The following is an 18,420-nucleotide window of genomic DNA, read 5'->3' as shown; positions in this document are numbered from 1 at the left end:
TGATGGCGGGTCACGATACCGGCGCGGCCCGAGCCCGTGTCGTCCTGATCGGCCCGATGGGGGCCGGCAAGACGACCATCGGCAAGCGGGTCGCGAAGGCCCTCGCGGCCGAGTTCATCGACTCCGACGCCGAGTTCGTGCGCAGGCACGGTCCGATCGCCGCGTACTTCGACCTGCACGGCGAGGCGTCCTTCCGCGTGGAGGAGCGCCGGGTCGTCGAGCAGGCCGTCCGCCGCGGCGTCGTGCTGAGCCTGGGCGGGGGAGCGGTGCTGGACGAGGGCACCCGCGCGGATCTGGCCGGCGTCCCCGTCGTCCTGCTGACCACGACCGCCGAGGCCGTGCGCGACCGGCTCGGCTCCGGCCGCCCCCTGGTGCGCGGCGGTGTCGCGGACTGGACGCGGATCTTCGAATCGCGGCGGGCGGTCTACGAGTCCCTCGCCGACACCGTCGTCGACTCCTCGCGCCGGCCGATCACGACCCTCGCCGCGGAGGTGACCGCCTGGGTGCGCGAGCGCGAGGCGGCCGCCGGCGACCCCGGTCCCGCACCCGCCGCCACTGAACCGACCAGCACCAGCACGACCGACTCCACCAGAACCACCGAAGCCACCAGCACCACAGAACCGGCGGCCCCCACCGGCCGCCCGACCGGAAGAAGAGCATGAACGACGGCGCCACCGCCCTCACCGTCACGGGAGAGAACGGCTACGACATCACGGTCGGCCGCGGCCTCCTCGACGGCCTCGCCGACGCGATCGGCCCGCGAGCGGCCAAGGTGCTGATCGTGCACCCGCCGACGCTCGCGGTGCTGGCCGCGGAGATCCGCGAGAGCCTCCTCGACCGCTACGAGGTGCTGCTCGCCGAGGTGCCGGACGCCGAGGCGGCGAAGCGCGTCGAGGTCGCGGCCTTCTGCTGGCAGGTCATGGGCCAGTCCGACTTCACCCGGACGGACGCGGTCGTCGGCTTCGGCGGCGGCGCGATCACCGACCTGGCCGGCTTCGTCGCCGCGACCTGGCTCCGCGGGGTGGATCTCGTGCAGGTCCCGACCACGTTGCTGGGCATGGTCGACGCGGCCGTGGGCGGCAAGACCGGCATCAACACGGCCGAGGGCAAGAACCTGGTCGGCGCCTTCCACGCGCCCCGCGCCGTCGTCGCCGACCTCGACGTGCTGACGAGCCTGCCGCGCAACGAGATCCTGGCCGGCTTCGGCGAGATCGTGAAGTACGGCATGATCGCCGAGCCGCGGATCCTGGACATCATCGAGTCGGACGTGGACCTGGCGACCGACCCGACGTCCGAGGAGTTCCGCAGCCTGGTCGAGCTGTCGATCGGCATCAAGGCGCGCGTCGTGAGCGAGGACTTCACCGAGAAGGGCCTCCGCGAGATCCTGAACTACGGGCACACCCTCGGCCACGCGGTCGAGCACGCCGAGCGCTACCAGTGGCGCCACGGCGCGGCGGTCTCGGTCGGCATGATGTTCGCCGCCGAGCTGTCACGGCTCACCGGCTCGCTCAGCGACGCGGTCGTCGATCGCCAGCGCAGCGTCCTCGAGTCGCTGACGCTGCCGACGAGCTACCCGCTCGGCCGCTGGGAGACGCTGCTCGCCGCGATGCAGCGCGACAAGAAGTCGCGCGCGGGGATGCTCCGCTTCGTGGTGCTCGACGATCTCGCGCGCCCGAGCATCCTGCAGGGACCGGAGACGTCGCTGCTGTTCGCGGCGTACCAGGAGATCGGCGCGTAGCAGCGCCGCGCGGGGTCAGCCCCGCCGGTCGTCCGCCCCGCGGTCGCCGGTGAGCGCGGCCTCGCGGGCGCGGGCGTGCTCCTCGGCGCTGATCGTGCCGGCGGCGCGCAGGCGGTCGAGCTCGGCCAGCCGGTCGGTGAGCGAGGACTCCGCCGGCCCGACGCCGTGCCGGAGGTAGCGGGCGGCCATGTCGGTCTGCATCGTCGTGGGGTCGACGCCGAGCTGCTTCGCCCGGCGCGCGTTGCGGACGATCAGCGCGATGATCAGGACGAAGACGGCGACGATGACGACCGGGACGATCACGAAGACGGCGGAGTACCAGGGCGGGACGATGTTCTGGCCCGGGAGAGTCGGTGCGAAGAAGTCCGAGCGGAGCGCCGCGGAGACGCTCCCGGAGTGAGCGGTGCTGAGGATCATGCGACCTCCTCGGTCGTGGGCGTCCCTCCAGTCTGCTCCGGGCGCCCGTGGACCGCATCGTCCGGCCGGGGGAGGCCGCCCGGCCGCCTGCGGGCCGGACCGACTACACTCGATGGGTTGGCCGGATCGGCCGATCAGCAGACTTCCACGAAACGGATCCCCCTTCGCATGGCCTCTACCACCGACATCAAGAACGGCACCGTCCTCAGCATCGACGGTCAGCTCTGGAACGTCATCGACTTCCAGCACGTGAAGCCGGGCAAGGGCGGCGCGTTCGTGCGCACCAAGATGAAGAACGTGCTGACGGGCAAGGTCGTCGACAAGACCTTCAACGCCGGCGCCAAGATCGACACGGCCAACGTCGACCGTCGCGACTTCCAGTACCTCTACCGCGACGGCGCGGACTTCGTCTTCATGGACACCTCGGACTACGACCAGATCACGGTCCCCGAGGCCGTCGTCGGCGACGCGGCGAACTTCATGCTCGAGAACCAGAACCTGACCCTCGCGCTGCACGACGGCGACCCGCTCTACGTCGAGCTCCCCGCCTCCGTCGTGCTCGAGATCACCTACACCGAGCCGGGCCTGCAGGGCGACCGCTCGACCGGCGGCACCAAGCCCGCGACCGTCGAGACCGGCTACCAGATCCAGGTCCCGCTCTTCCTCGAGCAGGGCACCAAGGTCAAGGTCGACACCCGCACGGGCGACTACCTCGGCCGCGTCAGCTGAGCCGGGGCTCCCGTGAGTGCTCGGACGAAGGCGCGCAAGCGCGCCCTCGACATCATCTACAACGCCGACGTCCGGCAGATCTCCTTCTCGGAGTCGCTGCGCTCGGAGGCCGAGCGGGCCGCGAACGAGCCGGCGCGCGAGGCCTCCTGGCTGTACGCCCGCGAGATCGTCGACGGGGTCATCGACAACGCCGACGAGATCGACGCGCTGATCGCGCAGCTCGCCAAGGGCTGGACGCTGTCGCGCATGCCGCTGGTCGACCGCGCGATCCTCCGGATCGGCGTCTGGGAGATCCTGCACAACGACGCGGTCCCGGACGGCGTCGCGATCTCCGAGGCCGTCGAGGCGGCGACCCTGCTGTCGACCGACGACTCGGCCGGCTTCATCAACGGCCTGCTCGCCTCCGTCGCCGAGTCGCGCGCCACGGCGTGACGCCGCGGTCGAGGGGCGCCTGCGGCGCTGCTCGATCGGGAGCATGCGGGCCGTGCGCGCCCGCATGATGATCGAGTAGCCCGCGGAGCGAGCGTATCGAGGTCCACCATCACCGGACGGGTGCGGTGCAGACCGCCGTGCCGACGGTGGTGGCTCTCGAGACGCCGTCCTGCGGACGGCTCCTCGACCAGCATGCTGCTGCGGCCGGGCGGGAGCAGGCGGACCCCTATACTCGGGGAGGCATTTCCTTTAAGGCCGTCCAGAGAGACGGGGAAGGAGGTCGGTGTGACGGCACGAATCGTGCTCAGCAGCGCTGACATCACGCGCGCTCTGACGCGCATCGCTCACGAGATCCTCGAGTCGAATCGCGGCGCGGAGTCGCTGGTGATCCTCGGGATCCCGACCCGCGGAGTCGCGCTCGCGCGGCGGATCGCCGACACGATCGCCAGGATCGAGCCCGGGGCCGCCCCGGTGTTCTCCGGCTCGCTCGACGTGACGATGTACCGCGACGACCTCGCCCACCACCCGACGCGGACGCCCGCGCGCACCGCCGTCCCGGCGAGAATCGACGGCCGCACGGTCGTCCTCGTCGACGACGTGCTCTTCTCCGGCCGCACCATCCGCGCGGCCCTCGACGCGCTCAGCGACATCGGCCGCCCGCGCGCCGTCCGGCTCGCCGCCCTGGTCGACCGCGGCCACCGCGAGCTGCCGATCCGCGCGGACTTCGTCGGCAAGAACCTGCCCAGCAGCCTCAGCGAGCGGATCAACGTCCGCCTGGTCGAGACCGACGGCGAGGACCTGGTCGCGATCGAGACCGTCGCGATCGAGTCCGCCCCGGACGGGGGCACCCGATGAGGCACCTGCTCTCCACCCGCGACCTCGACCGCGCCACCGCGATCGGCCTCCTCGACATCGCCGAGGACATGTCGGACGTGCAGAACCGCGAGGTCAAGAAGCTGCCGACCCTGCGCGGGAAGACCGTGGTCAACCTCTTCTTCGAGGACTCCACCCGCACCCGGATCTCGTTCGAGGCGGCGGCGAAGCGGCTCTCGGCCGACGTCATCAACTTCAGCGCCAAGGGCTCCAGCGTCTCGAAGGGCGAAAGCCTCAAGGACACCGCGCAGACCCTCGCGGCGATGGGCGCCGACGGCGTCGTGATCCGCCACCACGCCTCCGGCGCCCCGGCGGTGCTCGCGGCGAGCGGCTGGATCGACGCCGCCATCCTCAACGCCGGCGACGGCACGCACGAGCATCCGACCCAGGCGCTGCTCGACGCCTTCACCATCCGCCGCCGGCTGCACGGCGCGTCCGCCTCCCGCGGCAAGAGCCTCGACGGCGTCGCGGTCACGATCGTCGGCGACATCCTGCACTCGCGGGTCGCCCGCTCCAACGTCTGGCTGCTGACCGCGCTCGGGGCGGAGGTCACCCTCGTCGCCCCGCCCACGCTCGTCCCCGTCGACACGCTCGACTGGCCGGCCACGATCCGCTTCGACCTCGACGACGCGATCGACTCCGGGCTGCCCGACGTGGTGATGCTGCTGCGCATCCAGCTCGAGCGGATGTCGAGCGGCTTCTTCCCCAACGGCCGCGAGTACGCGCGCATCTGGGGCCTGGACGACGAGCGGCTCGCCCGCCTCGGCCCGGATACCATCGTGATGCACCCCGGACCCATGAACAGGGGCGTCGAGATCTCCTCGGCCGCCGCCGATTCGAGCCGCTCCACGGTGCTCGAGCAGGTCGCGAACGGGGTGTCCGTGCGGATGGCGGCGCTGTACCTGCTGCTGTCCGGTGAAAGGGAGGTCCTGTGATGACCGGTACGAGGATCCTCCTCTCGGGCGCGACGCTCGCCGACGAGTCGACGGCCGACGTCCTGATCGACGGCGGGACGATCGTCGAGATCGGCACCGATGTCGACTCGAGCGGCGCTCGCGTGATCGACGCCGACGGGCTCCTGGCGCTGCCGGGCCTCGTCGACCTGCACACCCACCTCCGCGAGCCCGGCTTCGAGCAGAGCGAGACCGTGCTGACCGGCACGCGCGCCGCGGCCGCGGGCGGCTTCACCGCGGTCTTCGCGATGGCCAACACCTCGCCGGTGCAGGACACGGCCGGCGTCGTCGAGCAGGTGCAGAGCCTCGGCGAGGACGCCGGCTACGCGACCGTCCGCCCGATCGGCGCCGTCACCGTGGGCCTCGCGGGGGAGTCGCTCGCCGAGCTCGGCGCGATGGCCCGCAGCCGGGCGGCGGTGCGCGTGTTCTCGGACGACGGCAAGTGCGTCTCGGACGCCCTGCTGATGCGCCGCGCGCTCGAGTACGTGAAGGCCTTCGACGGCGTCGTCGCCCAGCACGCGCAGGAGCCGCGGCTCACCGTCGGCGCGCAGATGAACGAGGGTGCCGTCTCCAGCGCCCTCGGGCTGCAGGGCTGGCCGGCCGTGGCGGAGGAGGCGATCATCGCCCGTGACGTGCTGCTGGCCGAGCACGTCGGCTCGCGCCTGCACGTCTGCCACGTCTCCACCGCCGGCTCCGTCGACGTGATCCGCTGGGCCAAGGCCCGCGGCATCGATGTGACGGCCGAGGTCACCCCGCACCACCTGCTCCTCTCCGAGCAGCTGATCGCCGGGGTGGACGGCGCGGCCGGCTACGACGCCCGCTTCAAGGTCAACCCGCCGCTGCGCCGCGACGAGGACGTGCTCGCCCTCCGCGAGGCCCTCGCCGACGGCACGATCGACATCGTGGCCACCGACCACGCCCCGCACCCGGTCGAGGCGAAGGACTGCGAGTGGGACGCCGCCGCGTTCGGCATGGTCGGCCTCGAGAGCGCCCTGAGCGTCGTGCACGCCGCGGTGGTCGAGGACGGCCGGCTGAGCTGGGCCGACGTCGCCCGCGTGCTCTCCTCCGCCCCCGCGCGGATCGGCCGGCTGGACGGCTACCAGCACGGCCTCGCCGTGGGCGCCGCCGCCAACGTCGTGCTCTACGACACCGAGGTGCGCCGCCGCTTCTCCACCGAGGACCTGCGCGGGCGCAGCACCAACTCGCCCTACCTCGGTCGCGAGCTGCCGGGCCGCGTCGTCGCGACGCTGCACCGGGGCGTCCCCACGGTTCTCGACGGCGAGCTCGTCGACGCGGCCACCGTCGCCGCGGCAGCGAGGGTCGCCCGTGGATAGGACCGCCATCGCGCTCGTCATCGCCGCGGTCGTCGCGCTCGTCTTCCTCGGGATGGCGCTGTCCTGGCGCGCGCGCCGGCGCCGCTCGGCCGCCCTCGCGCCCGAGGCCGTGCCCGCCGCGTCGCTCGGCGCCGAGCGCGAGGCCGTCGAGCTGCCCTACGTCGCGACCACCCGCTTCGAGCAGCCGCTCGAGCGCGTGGTGCTGCCGGGCCTCGGCTTCCGCGGCCGGGCGACGCTCCGGCTGCACGAGCGCGGCGTCGTGATCGCCCCGGTCGGCGAGCGCGAGACCGTGATCCCCGCGGCGCTCCTGCGCGGCGCCGGCGAGGGCTCCTACGCCATCGACCGCGTCGTCGAGGAGGGCGGGCTGCTCGTGCTCTCCTGGTCACCCCGCGGCGACGATGTCGTGGACAGCTACCTCCGCGTGGCCGACCCGGCGCTCCGACGACGCCTGATCGACGAGCTCCAGCGGCTCGCCGGCCCCGATTCCTCCCCCTCCCACCCCGGATCCGCCGACGGCGGCTCCGACTCGACCCAGAAGGGCTCCTAGTCCGTGCCAACCACACGCCTCAGCACCGAACCCACCGCCGTCCTCGTCCTCGAGGACGGGCGACGATTCTCGGGTCAGGCCTACGGCGCACGCGGCCGCACGCTCGGTGAGATCGTCTTCGCGACCGGCATGACCGGCTACCAGGAGACGCTGACCGACCCGTCCTACGCCGGTCAGATCGTCGTGCAGACCGCCCCGCACATCGGCAACACCGGGATGAACGACGAGGACGAGGAGTCGCGCCGCATCTGGGTCGCCGGCTACGTCGTCCGCGACCCCTCCCGCGTGGTCTCGAACTTCCGCTCGCAGCGCTCGCTCGACGACGACCTGGAGAAGGACGGCATCGTCGGCATCTCCGGCGTCGACACCCGCGCGATCACGCGGCACATCCGCTCGCTCGGCTCGATGCGCTCCGGCGTGTTCTCCGGCGAGGACCTCGCCCTCCCCGAGGAGGAGCAGCTCGCGCTGGTGCTCGGCGGCGCGCAGATGGCGGGGCTGAACCTCTCCTCCTCCGTCTCGACCGAGGAGCGCTACACCGTGCCCGCACAGGGCGAGCGCGTGGGCTCGGTCGCCGTGATCGACCTGGGCGTCAAGACCTCGACGGTCCACTACCTCTCCGAGCGCGGCTTCGACGTGCACGTCCTGCCCGAGTCGACGACCGCGGAGCAGGTGCTCGCCCTCGACCCCTCCGCGCTGTTCTTCTCCAACGGTCCCGGCGACCCGGAGGCCTCCGATCGCCACGTCGACCTGCTGCGCACCACGCTCCGCGCCGACCTGCCGTTCTTCGGCATCTGCTTCGGCAACCAGCTGCTCGGCCGCGCGCTCGGCTTCGGCACCTACAAGCTGCCGTTCGGCCACCGCGGGATCAACCAGCCGGTGCTCGACAAGCTGACCGGCCGGGTCGAGATCACCTCGCAGAACCACGGCTTCGCGGTGGACGCCCCGATCGACGGCGAGCTCGACTCGCCCGAGGGCTTCGGCCGGGTCGAGGTCAGCCACTACAGCCTCAACGACTCGGTCGTCGAGGGGCTGCGCTGCCTCGACATCCCCGCGTTCTCGGTCCAGTACCACCCGGAGGCGGCGGCCGGTCCGCACGACTCCAACCACCTCTTCGACCGCTTCCGCGCCATGGTCGTGCAGCGCACGGCCGAGCAGGGCGGCGCCGAGCCCGCCCGCGCGGACTCCACCGACACCACCACCGCCTCGACCACCGGAGAGCAGAAGTAATGCCCCGCAGGGAAGACATCAGAAGCGTCCTCGTCATCGGCTCCGGCCCGATCGTGATCGGCCAGGCGGTCGAGTTCGACTACTCCGGCACCCAGGCCTGCCGCGTGCTGCGCGAGGAGGGCGTCCGCGTCATCCTCGTCAACTCGAACCCGGCGACGATCATGACGGACCCGGACTTCGCCGACGCGACCTACGTCGAGCCGATCACCCCGAAGGCGATCGAGGCGATCATCGCCAAGGAGCGCCCCGATGCGATCCTGCCGACCCTCGGCGGCCAGACCGCGCTCAACGCCGCGATCCAGCTGCACGACCTCGGGATCCTGGAGAAGTACGACGTCGAGCTGATCGGCGCGAGCTTCGAGGCGATCAACCGCGGCGAGGACCGCCAGATCTTCAAGCAGCTCGTGCTCGACGCGGGCGCCGACGTCGCCAAGTCGTACATCGCGCACACCGTCGAGGAGGCGATCGGCTTCGCCGAGGACCTCGGCTACCCGCTGGTCATCCGCCCGTCCTTCACCATGGGCGGCCTCGGCTCCGGCTTCGCGCACTCCGTCGACGAGCTCGTGCGGATGGTCGGCGACGGCCTGCACCAGAGCCCGACCACCGAGGTGCTCCTCGAGGAGTCGATCCTCGGCTGGAAGGAGTACGAGCTCGAGCTGATGCGCGACACGGCCGACAACACGGTCGTCGTCTGCTCGATCGAGAACGTCGACCCGGTCGGCGTGCACACCGGCGACTCGATCACGGTCGCCCCGGCGCTGACCCTGACCGACCGCGAGTACCAGAAGCTGCGCGACATCGGCATCCGGATCATCCGCGACGTGGGCGTGGACACCGGCGGCTGCAACATCCAGTTCGCGATCGACCCCGCCGACGGCCGGATCATCGTGATCGAGATGAACCCCCGCGTCTCGCGCTCCTCGGCGCTCGCGTCGAAGGCGACCGGCTTCCCGATCGCCAAGATCGCCGCGAAGCTCGCGATCGGCTACCGCCTCGACGAGATCCCGAACGACATCACCAAGGTGACGCCGGCCAGCTTCGAGCCGACCCTCGACTACGTCGTGGTCAAGGTGCCGCGCTTCGCCTTCGAGAAGTTCCCGGCCGCCGACAAGACGCTGACCACGACCATGAAGTCGGTCGGCGAGGCGATGGCGATCGGCCGCAACTACGCGCAGGCGCTGCAGAAGGCGCTCCGCTCGCTCGAGAAGCGCGGCTCCTCCTTCCACTGGGGCGACCAGTCGCGCTCGGTCGAGGAGCTGCTCGAGATCGCGAAGACCCCGACCGACGGCCGCATCGTCACCGTGCAGCAGGCGCTGCGCCTCGGCGCGAGCGTCGAGCAGGCCTTCGAGGCCACCAAGATCGACCCGTGGTTCCTCGACCAGATCGTGCTGATCAACGAGATCGCCGAGCTGGTGCGCGAGCACGACGGCCTCGACGCCGGCGTCCTGCGCCTGGCGAAGGACCACGGCTTCTCCGACGTGCAGATCGCGCAGCTGCGCGGTCTCGACGAGGCCGAGGTGCGCCGCACCCGCTACGACCTCGCCGTCCGCCCGGTCTACAAGACGGTCGACACCTGCGCGGGCGAGTTCCCGGCGCTCACGCCGTACCACTACTCCTCGTACGACGAGGAGACCGAGGTCGTCGCGGCCGACCGCCGCAAGGTCGTCATCCTCGGCTCCGGTCCGAACCGCATCGGCCAGGGCGTCGAGTTCGACTACTCCTGCGTGCACGCGTCCTTCGCGCTCTCGGCCGCCGGGTTCGAGACGATCATGATCAACTGCAACCCCGAGACGGTCTCGACCGACTACGACACCTCCGACCGCCTGTACTTCGAGCCGCTGACGCTCGAGGACGTGCTCGAGGTCATCCACGCGGAGTCGCAGTCCGGCGAGCTGGTCGGCGTCGTCGTGCAGCTGGGCGGCCAGACCGCGCTCGGCCTCGCCGCCGGCCTCGAGGCCGAGGGCGTGCCGATCCTCGGCACCACGCCCGCCAACATCGACCTCGCGGAGGAGCGCGGCGCGTTCTCCCGCATCCTCGACGAGGCGGGCCTGCTCGCCCCGCGCAACGGCACGGCGACCGACCTCGAGGGCGCCCTCGCGGTCGCGGTCGAGATCGGCTACCCCGTTCTCGTCCGCCCGTCGTTCGTGCTCGGCGGCCGCGGGATGGAGATCGTCTACGGCTCCCCGCAGCTCGAGGACTACTTCGCCCGGATGGCCGACGAGGGGATCATCGACGCGACGCACCCGCTGCTCGTCGACCGCTTCCTGGACGACGCGATCGAGATCGACGTCGACGCGCTCTACGACGGCGAGCAGCTCTACATCGGCGGCGTGATGGAGCACATCGAGGAGGCCGGCATCCACTCCGGCGACTCGGCCTGCACCCTGCCGCCGGTCACCCTGGGCCGTCAGCAGATCGACAAGGTCCGCGAGGCGACCCTCGCCATCGCCGAGGGCGTCGGCGTCCGCGGCCTGCTCAACGTGCAGTTCGCCATCGGCCAGGGCGTGCTCTACGTCCTGGAGGCGAACCCGCGCGCCTCGCGCACCGTGCCGTTCGTCTCGAAGGCGCTCGGCATCCCGCTCGCGAAGGCCGCCTCGCGCCTGATGGTCGGCGAGACGATCGCCGAGCTCAAGGCCGAGGGCCTGCTGCCCGAGCGCGACGGCTCCGACGTGCCGATGGACTCGCCGATCGCGGTGAAGGAGGCGGTGCTGCCGTTCAAGCGCTTCCGCACCAAGGAGGGGAAGATCGTCGACTCGCTGCTCGGCCCCGAGATGCGCTCGACCGGCGAGGTCATGGGCATCGACCGCGACTTCCCCCGCGCCTTCGCGAAGAGCCAGGAGGCGGCCTACGGCGGCATGCCCGCGAGCGGCACCGTCTTCATCTCGGTCGCCGACCGCGATAAGCGCTCGATCGTGCTGCCGGCCCTGCGCCTGCGCCAGCTCGGCTTCGAGATCCTCGCCACCGAGGGCACCGCGGAGGTGCTCAACCGCAACGGCATCCAGGCCCGGGTCGTGCGCAAGTACAGCGAGGAGGCCGTCGACGACGCGCCGTCGATCGTCGAGCTCGTCAACCGCGACCAGGTCGACGTGGTGATCAACACGCCGAGCGGCGGCGCCTCCCGCGCCGACGGCTACGAGATCCGCGCCGCCGCGGTCGCCGCGGACAAGCCGCTGTTCACCACGATCGCCCAGCTCGCCGCGGCCGTCGCCTCGCTCGACGCCGGAGCGGAGCCGTTCGAGGTGACCAGCCTGCAGGACTACGCGATCCGCCGGGCGGAGCGCACGGCGTGACGGACGCCGCCGCACAGCCGGGCGCCGGATCCTTCGGCGCCCGGCTCGAGGCCGCGTTCGACGCGTTCGGCCAGCTCTGCGTCGGGATCGATCCGCACGCGTTCCTGCTCGACGCCTGGGGTCTGGACGACAGCGCGGCGGGACTGGAGACCTTCGGCCGGCGCGTCGTCGAGGCGTCGGCCGGCCGGGTCGGCCTGGTCAAGCCGCAGGTCGCGTTCTTCGAGCGGCACGGCTCGGCGGGCTACGCGGCGCTCGAGCGCGTCCTCTCCGACGCGCGCGCCGCGGGCCTGCTGGTCATCGCGGACGCGAAGCGCGGCGACATCGGCACGAGCGTCACGGCCTACGCCGAGGCGTGGCTGCGCCCCGGCTCGCCGCTCGAGGCCGACGCGATGACGGCCGCCGCCTACCAGGGCGTCGGCTCGCTCGAGGGCATGCTCGCGCTGGCCGAGGAGGCGGGCAAGGGCGTCTTCGTCCTCGCCGCGACCTCCAACGCCGAGGCGCGGCCGGTGCAGCGCGCGCTGCTGCAGGACGGCCCCGCCGCGGGCTCGACGGTGGCGCACGCGGTGCTGGCCGACGTGGCATCCTGGAACGCGGGACACGCGCGCTCGTCGATCGGCTCGGTCGGCGTCGTGCTCGGGGCCACGGTCGCACTCGGCGACTACGGCATCGGCACGGGCACTCCGCTCCGCCCCGCACTGCCGGTGCTGGCGCCCGGCTTCGGCCACCAGGGCGCCGACACCGCGGACGCGTCGAGGCTGTTCGGAGCGCTGGCCGCCTCGACGATCGTGAGCGAATCGCGCAGTGTCCTCGGCGCCGGACCCGACGGGATCGCCGCCGAGATCGACCGCCGAGCCGCACACCTCCAGGAGACCCTTGTCCGCTGAAGCCGTCAGCCCGATCGATCCCGCCGCCGACGCCCCCGACGGCACCTCCGCCGCGCGCCGCCCGGCGCCGCCCGCGGTGGACCGCCGCGCCGCCTCGGAGGCCGCGATCGCCGCCCGCCGCGCCCGCGCCCAGGTGAAGAAGGGCGTCGCCGCCGGCGATCGCCCCGCCACCGCCGTGCTCGCGGCCGCGCAGGAGGCTCCGACCGGCGTCGAGGGACGGATGCGCGTCAGCGAGCTGCTGCGCGCGGTGCCCGCCCTCGGCGTGGTCAAGACGCCCCGGGTGATGGAGCAGCTCGGCATCGCGCCGTCCAAGCGCCTGGGCGGTCTCGGCCGCCGCCAGGTCGAGGGCCTCGGCGCGTTCCTGGAGGAGCGCGAGTCGCGTCAGCGCCGCGGTGAGCGCAACCGGCTCGTCGTGCTGGCCGGCCCGACCGCGGTCGGCAAGGGCACCGTCTCCAGCTACATCCGCGAGAACTACCCCGAGGTGCTGCTCTCGGTCTCGGCGACCACCCGCGCCCCGCGCCCCGGCGAGGTCGAGGGCGTCAGCTACTACTTCGTCGACGACGCCGAGTTCGACCGCATGGTCGAGGCGGGGGAGTTCCTCGAGTACGCGACGGTGCACAACGCCTACCGCTACGGCACGCCGCGCGGCCCGATCGACGCCGCCCTCGCCGCCGGCCGCCAGGTCATGCTCGAGATCGACATCCAGGGCGCGCGGCAGGTCCGCGAGCGGATGAGCGACGCCCGGCTGGTCTTCCTGCTGCCGCCGAGCTGGGACGAGCTGGTCCGCCGCCTGGTCGGCCGCGGCACCGAGAGCGCGGAGGAGCAGGAGCGCCGGCTCGCGACCGCGAAGGTCGAGCTGGCCGCGCAGGACGAGTTCGATTTCGCCGTCGTGAACAGCACCGTGCCCGAAGCGGCCCGCGAGGTCGTAGAATTGATGTCGCCTCGTGCCGACAGCACGCCCGCCGATCCGGGCCGCTGAGACCGAGACCACCGACCACCTCCGGGCCGACGCCCCGATCGCCCTCCCCGGTGATCGCGCGCCGTGCCGCTCCGGAGCCGCAGATCGGCGCTTCGCGCCACGCTAGGAGACACCATGGCCAACAACCTCGGCATCATCGACCCGCCCATCGACGAGCTGCTCTCGAAGGTCGACTCGAAGTACGCGCTCGTCATCTTCGCCTCCAAGCGCGCGCGCCAGATCAACGACTACTACGCCGACCTGCACGAGGGCAGCCTGTTCGACAACGTCGGCCCGCTGGTCGACTCGACCATCGACGACAAGCCGCTCTCCGTCGCCCTGCACGAGATCAACGAGGACAAGCTCGTCGCCCGTCCCGTCGCCGAGCCCCTCGACGAGTAGTCCCGGCCGGGGGCGCTCCGCGACATGCGGTCATCGAGACGGGCCGCACGGCTGAACGTCGTCGTCGGGATCACCGGCGGCATCGCCGCCTACAAGGCTGTCGGTGTCGTCCGCGCACTGGTCCTCGAGGGCCACGACGTCCACGTCGTGGCCACCGAGGCCGCGCTGCGCTTCGTCGGCAAGCCCACGCTCGAGGCCATCTCGCGGAACACGGTGCACACCGAGCTCTACGAGGGCGTCGCCGAGGTGCGGCACGTCGCGATCGGCCAGGCGGCCGACCTCATCGTGATCGCCCCCGCGACGGCGCACACCCTGGCCAAGCTGGCCACCGGCCTCGCCGACGACCTGCTCGGCAACACCGTGCTCGCCAGCACCGCTCCGGTCGTGGTCGCTCCGGCGATGCACACCGAGATGTGGGCGAACGCCGCCACCGTCGCCAATATGGCGACGCTCCGCTCCCGCGGCGTCCACGTCGTCGGCCCCGCCGTCGGCCAGCTGACCGGTGCCGACTCGGGAGCCGGCCGGATGGAGGAGCCCGCGACGATCGTCGCCGAGGCCCTCGCCGTCCACGCGCGTGCCACCGCCGCCCGGCGCGACCTCGAGGGCTTGCGCGTCCTCGTCACCGCCGGCGGCACCCGCGAGCCGCTGGACCCGGTCCGCTTCGTCGGCAACCGCTCCAGCGGCCGGCAGGGCGTCGCGCTCGCGGTCGCCGCGGCCGCGCGCGGAGCGAGGGTCGTCCTCCTCGCCGCGAACCTCGACATCGAGGCGCCCGGCGGCGTCGAAGTGGTCCCCGTCGGGACAGCGCTCGAGCTGCGCGAGGCGGCGTTGGTCGCCTCCCGCGACGCCGACATCGTGATCATGGCCGCCGCCGTCGCCGACTACCGTCCGGCCGACGTCTCCGAGGCGAAGATCAAGAAGGAGCAGCAGGGCGACCGCCTCGTCCTCGAGCTCGTGAAGAACCCGGACGTCCTCGCCGAGATCTCCGCCGCCAAGACCGACGGGCAGGTGATCGTCGGCTTCGCCGCCGAGACCGAGCCCGACCGTGACGCGATGCTCGCGCTCGGCCGCGCCAAGATCGCCCGCAAGGGCTGCGATCTGCTCGTCCTCAACAGGGTCGGCTGGGCCGAGGGCTTCCAGAGCGACAGCAACACCGTCGTGGTCCTCGATCGGGCCGGAGATATAGTGATCGAGGCTTCCGGCAGCAAGGCGTCGGTCGCCGATCGCGTCCTCGACGTGGTCGCGCGCTAGGGCGCCTCCCTGGCCCGGTCCGCCCCCGGTGAGAGGGCGAGCCCGGTGCGGGACTGCACCGGATCGAGACAGCTCCGGCTGCCGCGCCCTACGGAATGAGACGCTCGACATGACCTCCGGCCCCCTCCGCCTGTTCACCTCCGAGTCCGTGACCGAGGGTCACCCCGACAAGATCTGCGACCAGATCTCGGACCGCATCCTCGACGCGCTCCTGCGCGAGGACCCGCGCAGCCGGGTCGCCGTGGAGACGCTCGTCACCACGGGCCTCGTGCACGTCGCCGGCGAGGTCTCCACCTCGGGCTACGTCGAGATCCCCGCGATCGTGCGCGACACCATCGTCGAGATCGGCTACGACTCCTCGCTCAAGGGCTTCGACGGCCGCTCCTGCGGCGTGTCCGTCTCGATCGGTCAGCAGTCGCCCGAGATCGCCGCGGGCGTCGACACGGCCCTCGAGGTGCGCGGCGACGCGACCGACGACGACGCCTTCGACCGCCAGGGCGCCGGCGACCAGGGCCTGATGTTCGGCTTCGCCACCGACGAGACCCCCGAGTACATGCCGCTGCCCAGCTGGCTCTCGCACCGCCTGGCGGAGCGCCTGGCCGAGGTCCGCAAGACCGGCGAGCTGGACTACCTCCGGCCCGACGGCAAGACGCAGGTCACCATCGGCTACGACGGCACGACGCCGGCCACGATCGACACGGTCGTCCTCTCCACCCAGCACGCCGAGCACGTCAGCACCGCCACGATCCACGCGGACATCGAGGAGCACGTGATCCGACCCGTCCTCGAGCGCGTCGACCTCGACTCCTCCGCCGTGCGCCTGCTGATCAACCCCTCCGGCCGCTTCGAGATCGGCGGCCCGCAGGGCGACGCCGGGCTCACCGGCCGCAAGATCATCGTCGACACCTACGGCGGGGCCGCGCGCCACGGCGGCGGTGCCTTCTCGGGCAAGGACCCGTCGAAGGTCGACCGCTCGGCCGCCTACGCCATGCGCTGGGTGGCGAAGAACGCGGTCGCCGCGGGGCTCGCCCGCCGGATGGAGGTGCAGGTCGCCTACGCGATCGGCAAGGCCGCCCCGGTCGGCCTCTACGTCGAGACCTTCGGCACCGGCACGCTGCCCGACGAGCAGATCACCGAGGCGATCCGCTCCGTCTTCGACCTCCGTCCCGCCGCGATCATCCACGCGCTCGACCTGCTGCGTCCGATCTACTCGCAGACCTCGGTCTACGGGCACTTCGGCCGCGAGCTGCCCGACTTCACCTGGGAGCGCCTCGACCGCGTCGACGACCTCCGCTCCGCCGCGGGTCTCTCGTAGGCGCCGCCGCGGCGGGGGAGGCGGTGACCGGTCCGGAGGGGCGCGTCGCGCGCGTGCTCCTCGACTCGCCGCTCCCGCAGCTGGACCGGCTGCTCGACTACGCGATCCCCGAGGCGCTGCGCGAGGGTGTGCGCCCGGGCGTCCGGGTACGGGTGCCGCTGCGCACCGGCGGGCGGATCGCCGACGCGTTCGTCGTCGAGGTCGGCCAGGGCTCCGAGCACGCGGGGGCGCTGAGCGAGCTCGAGGAGCTCGTCTCGCCGCTCGTCGTGCTGACTCCCGAGGTCTGGGCTCTCGCCCGGCGCGTCGCTGACCGCGCCGCCGGGGGAGCGAGCGACGTGCTGCGCCTCGCCGTGCCGCGGCGCCACGTCCGTGTCGAGCGGGCGCACCTCGCGGCCCTCGCCGAGGCGGCGGCGACCGCCGTCCCGTCCGAGGCGGACGCGGCCGCCACCCCGTCCGAGGCGGACGCGGACTCCGCCCCGGCCGACCCGGTCGCGGACGGCACCGTGCCCGGCACGGTGACCGGCTACCCTGCGGAGACCTTCGACGGTCTCCTCGACGGCGGTCGCCTCGCGGTGAACGCCGTGCCCGCGCCCGTGCAGCTGGCCTCGGGCGCCTGGGTCGGCGGCTGGGCGGTGACGCTCGCCGAGCTCGCCCGCACCGCGCTCGACGCCGGCCGCGACGCGATCCTCGCGGTGCCCGACTACCGCGACCAGGAGCAGCTCGAGCAGGCCCTCGCCGAGCACGTGCCCGAGGCCGCGGTGGTCCGCCTCGACGCGCGGCAGAAGGGCGCGGGCCGGTACGCCGCGTTCCTGCGCTGCCTCACTCCCGGCCCGCGGGTGATCGTCGGCAACCGCTCGGTGCTCTACGCGCCGTCCTCGGCGCTCGGTCTGATCGCGCTCTGGGACGACGGCGATCCGCTCTTCGCCGAGCCGCTCGCGCCCTACGCGCACGCCCGCGACGTCGCACTCGTCCGGCAGGAGCAGAGCGGTGCCGGGCTGGTCCTGCTCGGCAACACCCGCACGGTCGAGGTGGAGCGGCTGGTCGGCCTCGGCTTCGCCGCTCCGGTGCAGCCCCGCCCGTCGCGGCGCCCGCACGTCGTGCCCACCGCGCAGCAGACGGCCGCCGACGAGCACGACCAGGCCGCGCGCATCCCCTCGACCGCCTGGCGGCAGGCCAGGATCGCGCTCGACGCCGGTCCCGTGCTCGTCCAGGTCGCCCGCCCGGGCTACGCACCGGTGGTCGCCTGCGCGCGCTGCCGCACCGTGGCGCGCTGCAACCGCTGCCAGGGTCCGCTCGCCGTGCACGCGGCCGGCGCGCGGCCGAGCTGCGGCTGGTGCGGACTGATCGCCGCCGACTGGCACTGCTCCGTCTGCGAGGCGACGGCGCTGCGCCTGGTGAGCCTGGGCGCCGGCCGCACCGCGGAGGAGCTCGGCCGCGCGTTCCCGGGTGTCAAGGTCGTCGTCGCCGACGGCGCGCACCCCATCCTCACCGTGCCCGGGACACCGGCGCTCGTCGTCGCCACCCGCGGCGGCGAGCCCCGGGCCGACGGCGGCTACCACGCCGTGCTGCTGCTCGACGGCGAGCGGATGCTCGCGCGGGAGAGCCTGCGCGTCGCCGACGACGCCCTGCGCACCTGGTCGAACGCGGCCGCGCTGGCCCGCCCCGGCGCTCCCGTGCTGCTGGTCGGCGTCGCCGGGCGCCTCGCGACGGCCCTCGCGACCTGGCGCCAGGACGAGTACCTCCGCGCCGAGCTGATCGAGCGGCGCGAGCTGCGCTTCCCGCCGGCCGTCCGGCTCGCGACCGTCAGCGGCGACGCGCACGCGGTGACGGAGGCGCTCGACGCGCTCGACGAGGCGGACCGGCACGAGGTGCTCGGCCCGGTCGGGCTCGAGGACGGCTCCGTCCGGGCGATCGTGCGCTTCGACTACGCTCGCGGGGCGGAGGTCGCCGCCCGCCTCCGGTCCGCCGTGATCCGCAACGCGACCCGCCGCCGCCGGCCGCCCACCACGCCGGGCCGCTTCCGGCCGGCGCCCAAGCTGCGCGTCCGGCTCGACGACCCCGACATCCTCTAGA

General features: G+C 72.9%; 17 protein-coding genes. 16 read left to right on the top strand and 1 reads right to left on the bottom strand.

Annotation, left to right across the window (positions count from 1 at the left end; all coding sequences use genetic code 11):
- Positions 1–2: 2 nt before the first annotated feature.
- Positions 3–662 (top strand): shikimate kinase, encoded by a 660-nt coding sequence (locus HRK28_RS17915; protein WP_173252580.1) that lies wholly within the window; start codon positions 3–5, stop codon positions 660–662.
- Positions 659–1,738, top strand: a complete 1,080-nt coding sequence (aroB, locus tag HRK28_RS17910) for a 3-dehydroquinate synthase (RefSeq protein WP_173252579.1) — start codon at positions 659–661, stop codon at positions 1,736–1,738. The genes HRK28_RS17915 and aroB overlap by 4 nt, the downstream gene beginning before the upstream one ends.
- Before the next feature lie 15 nt (positions 1,739–1,753).
- On the opposite strand, the gene HRK28_RS17905 is transcribed toward aroB, so the two are convergent.
- Positions 1,754–2,155: a hypothetical protein gene (locus HRK28_RS17905; protein ID WP_173252578.1), complete on the bottom strand. Its 402-nt coding sequence runs from the start codon at positions 2,153–2,155 to the stop codon at positions 1,754–1,756.
- A 168-nt stretch (positions 2,156–2,323) separates the two neighbouring features.
- On the opposite strand from HRK28_RS17905, the gene efp reads away from it, so the two are divergent.
- The 14 genes from efp (at position 2,324) to HRK28_RS17835 (ending at position 18,419) form a co-directional block, all read left to right on the top strand.
- Positions 2,324–2,884 (top strand): elongation factor P, encoded by a 561-nt coding sequence (gene efp, locus HRK28_RS17900; RefSeq protein ID WP_123446216.1) that lies wholly within the window; start codon positions 2,324–2,326, stop codon positions 2,882–2,884.
- A gap of 12 nt (positions 2,885–2,896) precedes the next feature.
- The gene (gene nusB, locus HRK28_RS17895) at positions 2,897–3,316 is read left to right on the top strand and encodes a transcription antitermination factor NusB (protein WP_160089854.1); all 420 of its coding nucleotides are present in this window, start codon (positions 2,897–2,899) and stop codon (positions 3,314–3,316) included.
- 285 nt (positions 3,317–3,601) lie between these two features.
- The gene (gene pyrR / locus HRK28_RS17890) at positions 3,602–4,171 is read left to right on the top strand and encodes a bifunctional pyr operon transcriptional regulator/uracil phosphoribosyltransferase PyrR (RefSeq protein WP_367948467.1); all 570 of its coding nucleotides are present in this window, start codon (positions 3,602–3,604) and stop codon (positions 4,169–4,171) included.
- The gene (locus HRK28_RS17885) at positions 4,168–5,124 is read left to right on the top strand and encodes an aspartate carbamoyltransferase catalytic subunit (RefSeq protein ID WP_160089850.1); all 957 of its coding nucleotides are present in this window, start codon (positions 4,168–4,170) and stop codon (positions 5,122–5,124) included. The genes pyrR and HRK28_RS17885 overlap by 4 nt, the downstream gene beginning before the upstream one ends.
- The gene (locus HRK28_RS17880; protein WP_160089848.1) at positions 5,124–6,476 is read left to right on the top strand and encodes a dihydroorotase; all 1,353 of its coding nucleotides are present in this window, start codon (positions 5,124–5,126) and stop codon (positions 6,474–6,476) included. The genes HRK28_RS17885 and HRK28_RS17880 overlap by 1 nt, the downstream gene beginning before the upstream one ends.
- Positions 6,469–7,023: a hypothetical protein gene (locus HRK28_RS17875; RefSeq protein ID WP_173252576.1), complete on the top strand. Its 555-nt coding sequence runs from the start codon at positions 6,469–6,471 to the stop codon at positions 7,021–7,023. Before HRK28_RS17880 ends, HRK28_RS17875 begins: the two co-directional genes overlap by 8 nt.
- A 3-nt stretch (positions 7,024–7,026) precedes the next feature.
- Positions 7,027–8,250: a glutamine-hydrolyzing carbamoyl-phosphate synthase small subunit gene (gene carA / locus HRK28_RS17870; protein ID WP_173252575.1), complete on the top strand. Its 1,224-nt coding sequence runs from the start codon at positions 7,027–7,029 to the stop codon at positions 8,248–8,250.
- The gene (gene carB / locus HRK28_RS17865) at positions 8,250–11,540 is read left to right on the top strand and encodes a carbamoyl-phosphate synthase large subunit (RefSeq protein WP_160089842.1); all 3,291 of its coding nucleotides are present in this window, start codon (positions 8,250–8,252) and stop codon (positions 11,538–11,540) included. The genes carA and carB overlap by 1 nt, the downstream gene beginning before the upstream one ends.
- Positions 11,537–12,424: an orotidine-5'-phosphate decarboxylase gene (gene pyrF, locus HRK28_RS17860; protein ID WP_160089840.1), complete on the top strand. Its 888-nt coding sequence runs from the start codon at positions 11,537–11,539 to the stop codon at positions 12,422–12,424. The genes carB and pyrF overlap by 4 nt, the downstream gene beginning before the upstream one ends.
- A gap of 13 nt (positions 12,425–12,437) precedes the next feature.
- A complete protein-coding gene (gmk, locus tag HRK28_RS17855; RefSeq protein ID WP_173252690.1) occupies positions 12,438–13,403 on the top strand; it encodes a guanylate kinase in 966 nt (321 codons plus the stop codon).
- A gap of 114 nt (positions 13,404–13,517) precedes the next feature.
- Positions 13,518–13,784 (top strand): DNA-directed RNA polymerase subunit omega, encoded by a 267-nt coding sequence (gene rpoZ / locus HRK28_RS17850; protein ID WP_123446225.1) that lies wholly within the window; start codon positions 13,518–13,520, stop codon positions 13,782–13,784.
- A gap of 51 nt (positions 13,785–13,835) precedes the next feature.
- Positions 13,836–15,032, top strand: a complete 1,197-nt coding sequence (coaBC, locus tag HRK28_RS17845) for a bifunctional phosphopantothenoylcysteine decarboxylase/phosphopantothenate--cysteine ligase CoaBC (RefSeq protein ID WP_173252689.1) — start codon at positions 13,836–13,838, stop codon at positions 15,030–15,032.
- 109 nt (positions 15,033–15,141) lie between these two features.
- A complete protein-coding gene (gene metK / locus HRK28_RS17840) occupies positions 15,142–16,347 on the top strand; it encodes a methionine adenosyltransferase (RefSeq protein WP_160089838.1) in 1,206 nt (401 codons plus the stop codon).
- A 23-nt stretch (positions 16,348–16,370) separates the two neighbouring features.
- Positions 16,371–18,419, top strand: a complete 2,049-nt coding sequence (locus HRK28_RS17835) for a primosomal protein N' (protein WP_173252574.1) — start codon at positions 16,371–16,373, stop codon at positions 18,417–18,419.
- The last annotated feature ends 1 nt before the right edge of the window (position 18,420 follow it).

Source organism: Rathayibacter sp. VKM Ac-2835 (genome assembly GCF_013266705.1).
Taxonomy (GTDB): domain Bacteria; phylum Actinomycetota; class Actinomycetes; order Actinomycetales; family Microbacteriaceae; genus Rathayibacter.
The sequence above is the reverse complement of the archived record's forward strand: the minus strand, read 5'-3'. Positions and strand labels throughout refer to the sequence as shown.

Coding starts and splice junctions, on each gene's coding strand:
- HRK28_RS17915 (WP_173252580.1), top strand. CDS start 3: ATGGCGGGTCACGATACCGGCGCGGCCCGAGCCCGTGTCGTCCTGATC.
- aroB (WP_173252579.1), top strand. CDS start 659: ATGAACGACGGCGCCACCGCCCTCACCGTCACGGGAGAGAACGGCTAC.
- HRK28_RS17905 (WP_173252578.1), bottom strand. CDS start 2,155: ATGATCCTCAGCACCGCTCACTCCGGGAGCGTCTCCGCGGCGCTCCGC.
- efp (WP_123446216.1), top strand. CDS start 2,324: ATGGCCTCTACCACCGACATCAAGAACGGCACCGTCCTCAGCATCGAC.
- HRK28_RS17885 (WP_160089850.1), top strand. CDS start 4,168: ATGAGGCACCTGCTCTCCACCCGCGACCTCGACCGCGCCACCGCGATC.
- HRK28_RS17880 (WP_160089848.1), top strand. CDS start 5,124: ATGACCGGTACGAGGATCCTCCTCTCGGGCGCGACGCTCGCCGACGAG.
- carB (WP_160089842.1), top strand. CDS start 8,250: ATGCCCCGCAGGGAAGACATCAGAAGCGTCCTCGTCATCGGCTCCGGC.
- rpoZ (WP_123446225.1), top strand. CDS start 13,518: ATGGCCAACAACCTCGGCATCATCGACCCGCCCATCGACGAGCTGCTC.
- metK (WP_160089838.1), top strand. CDS start 15,142: ATGACCTCCGGCCCCCTCCGCCTGTTCACCTCCGAGTCCGTGACCGAG.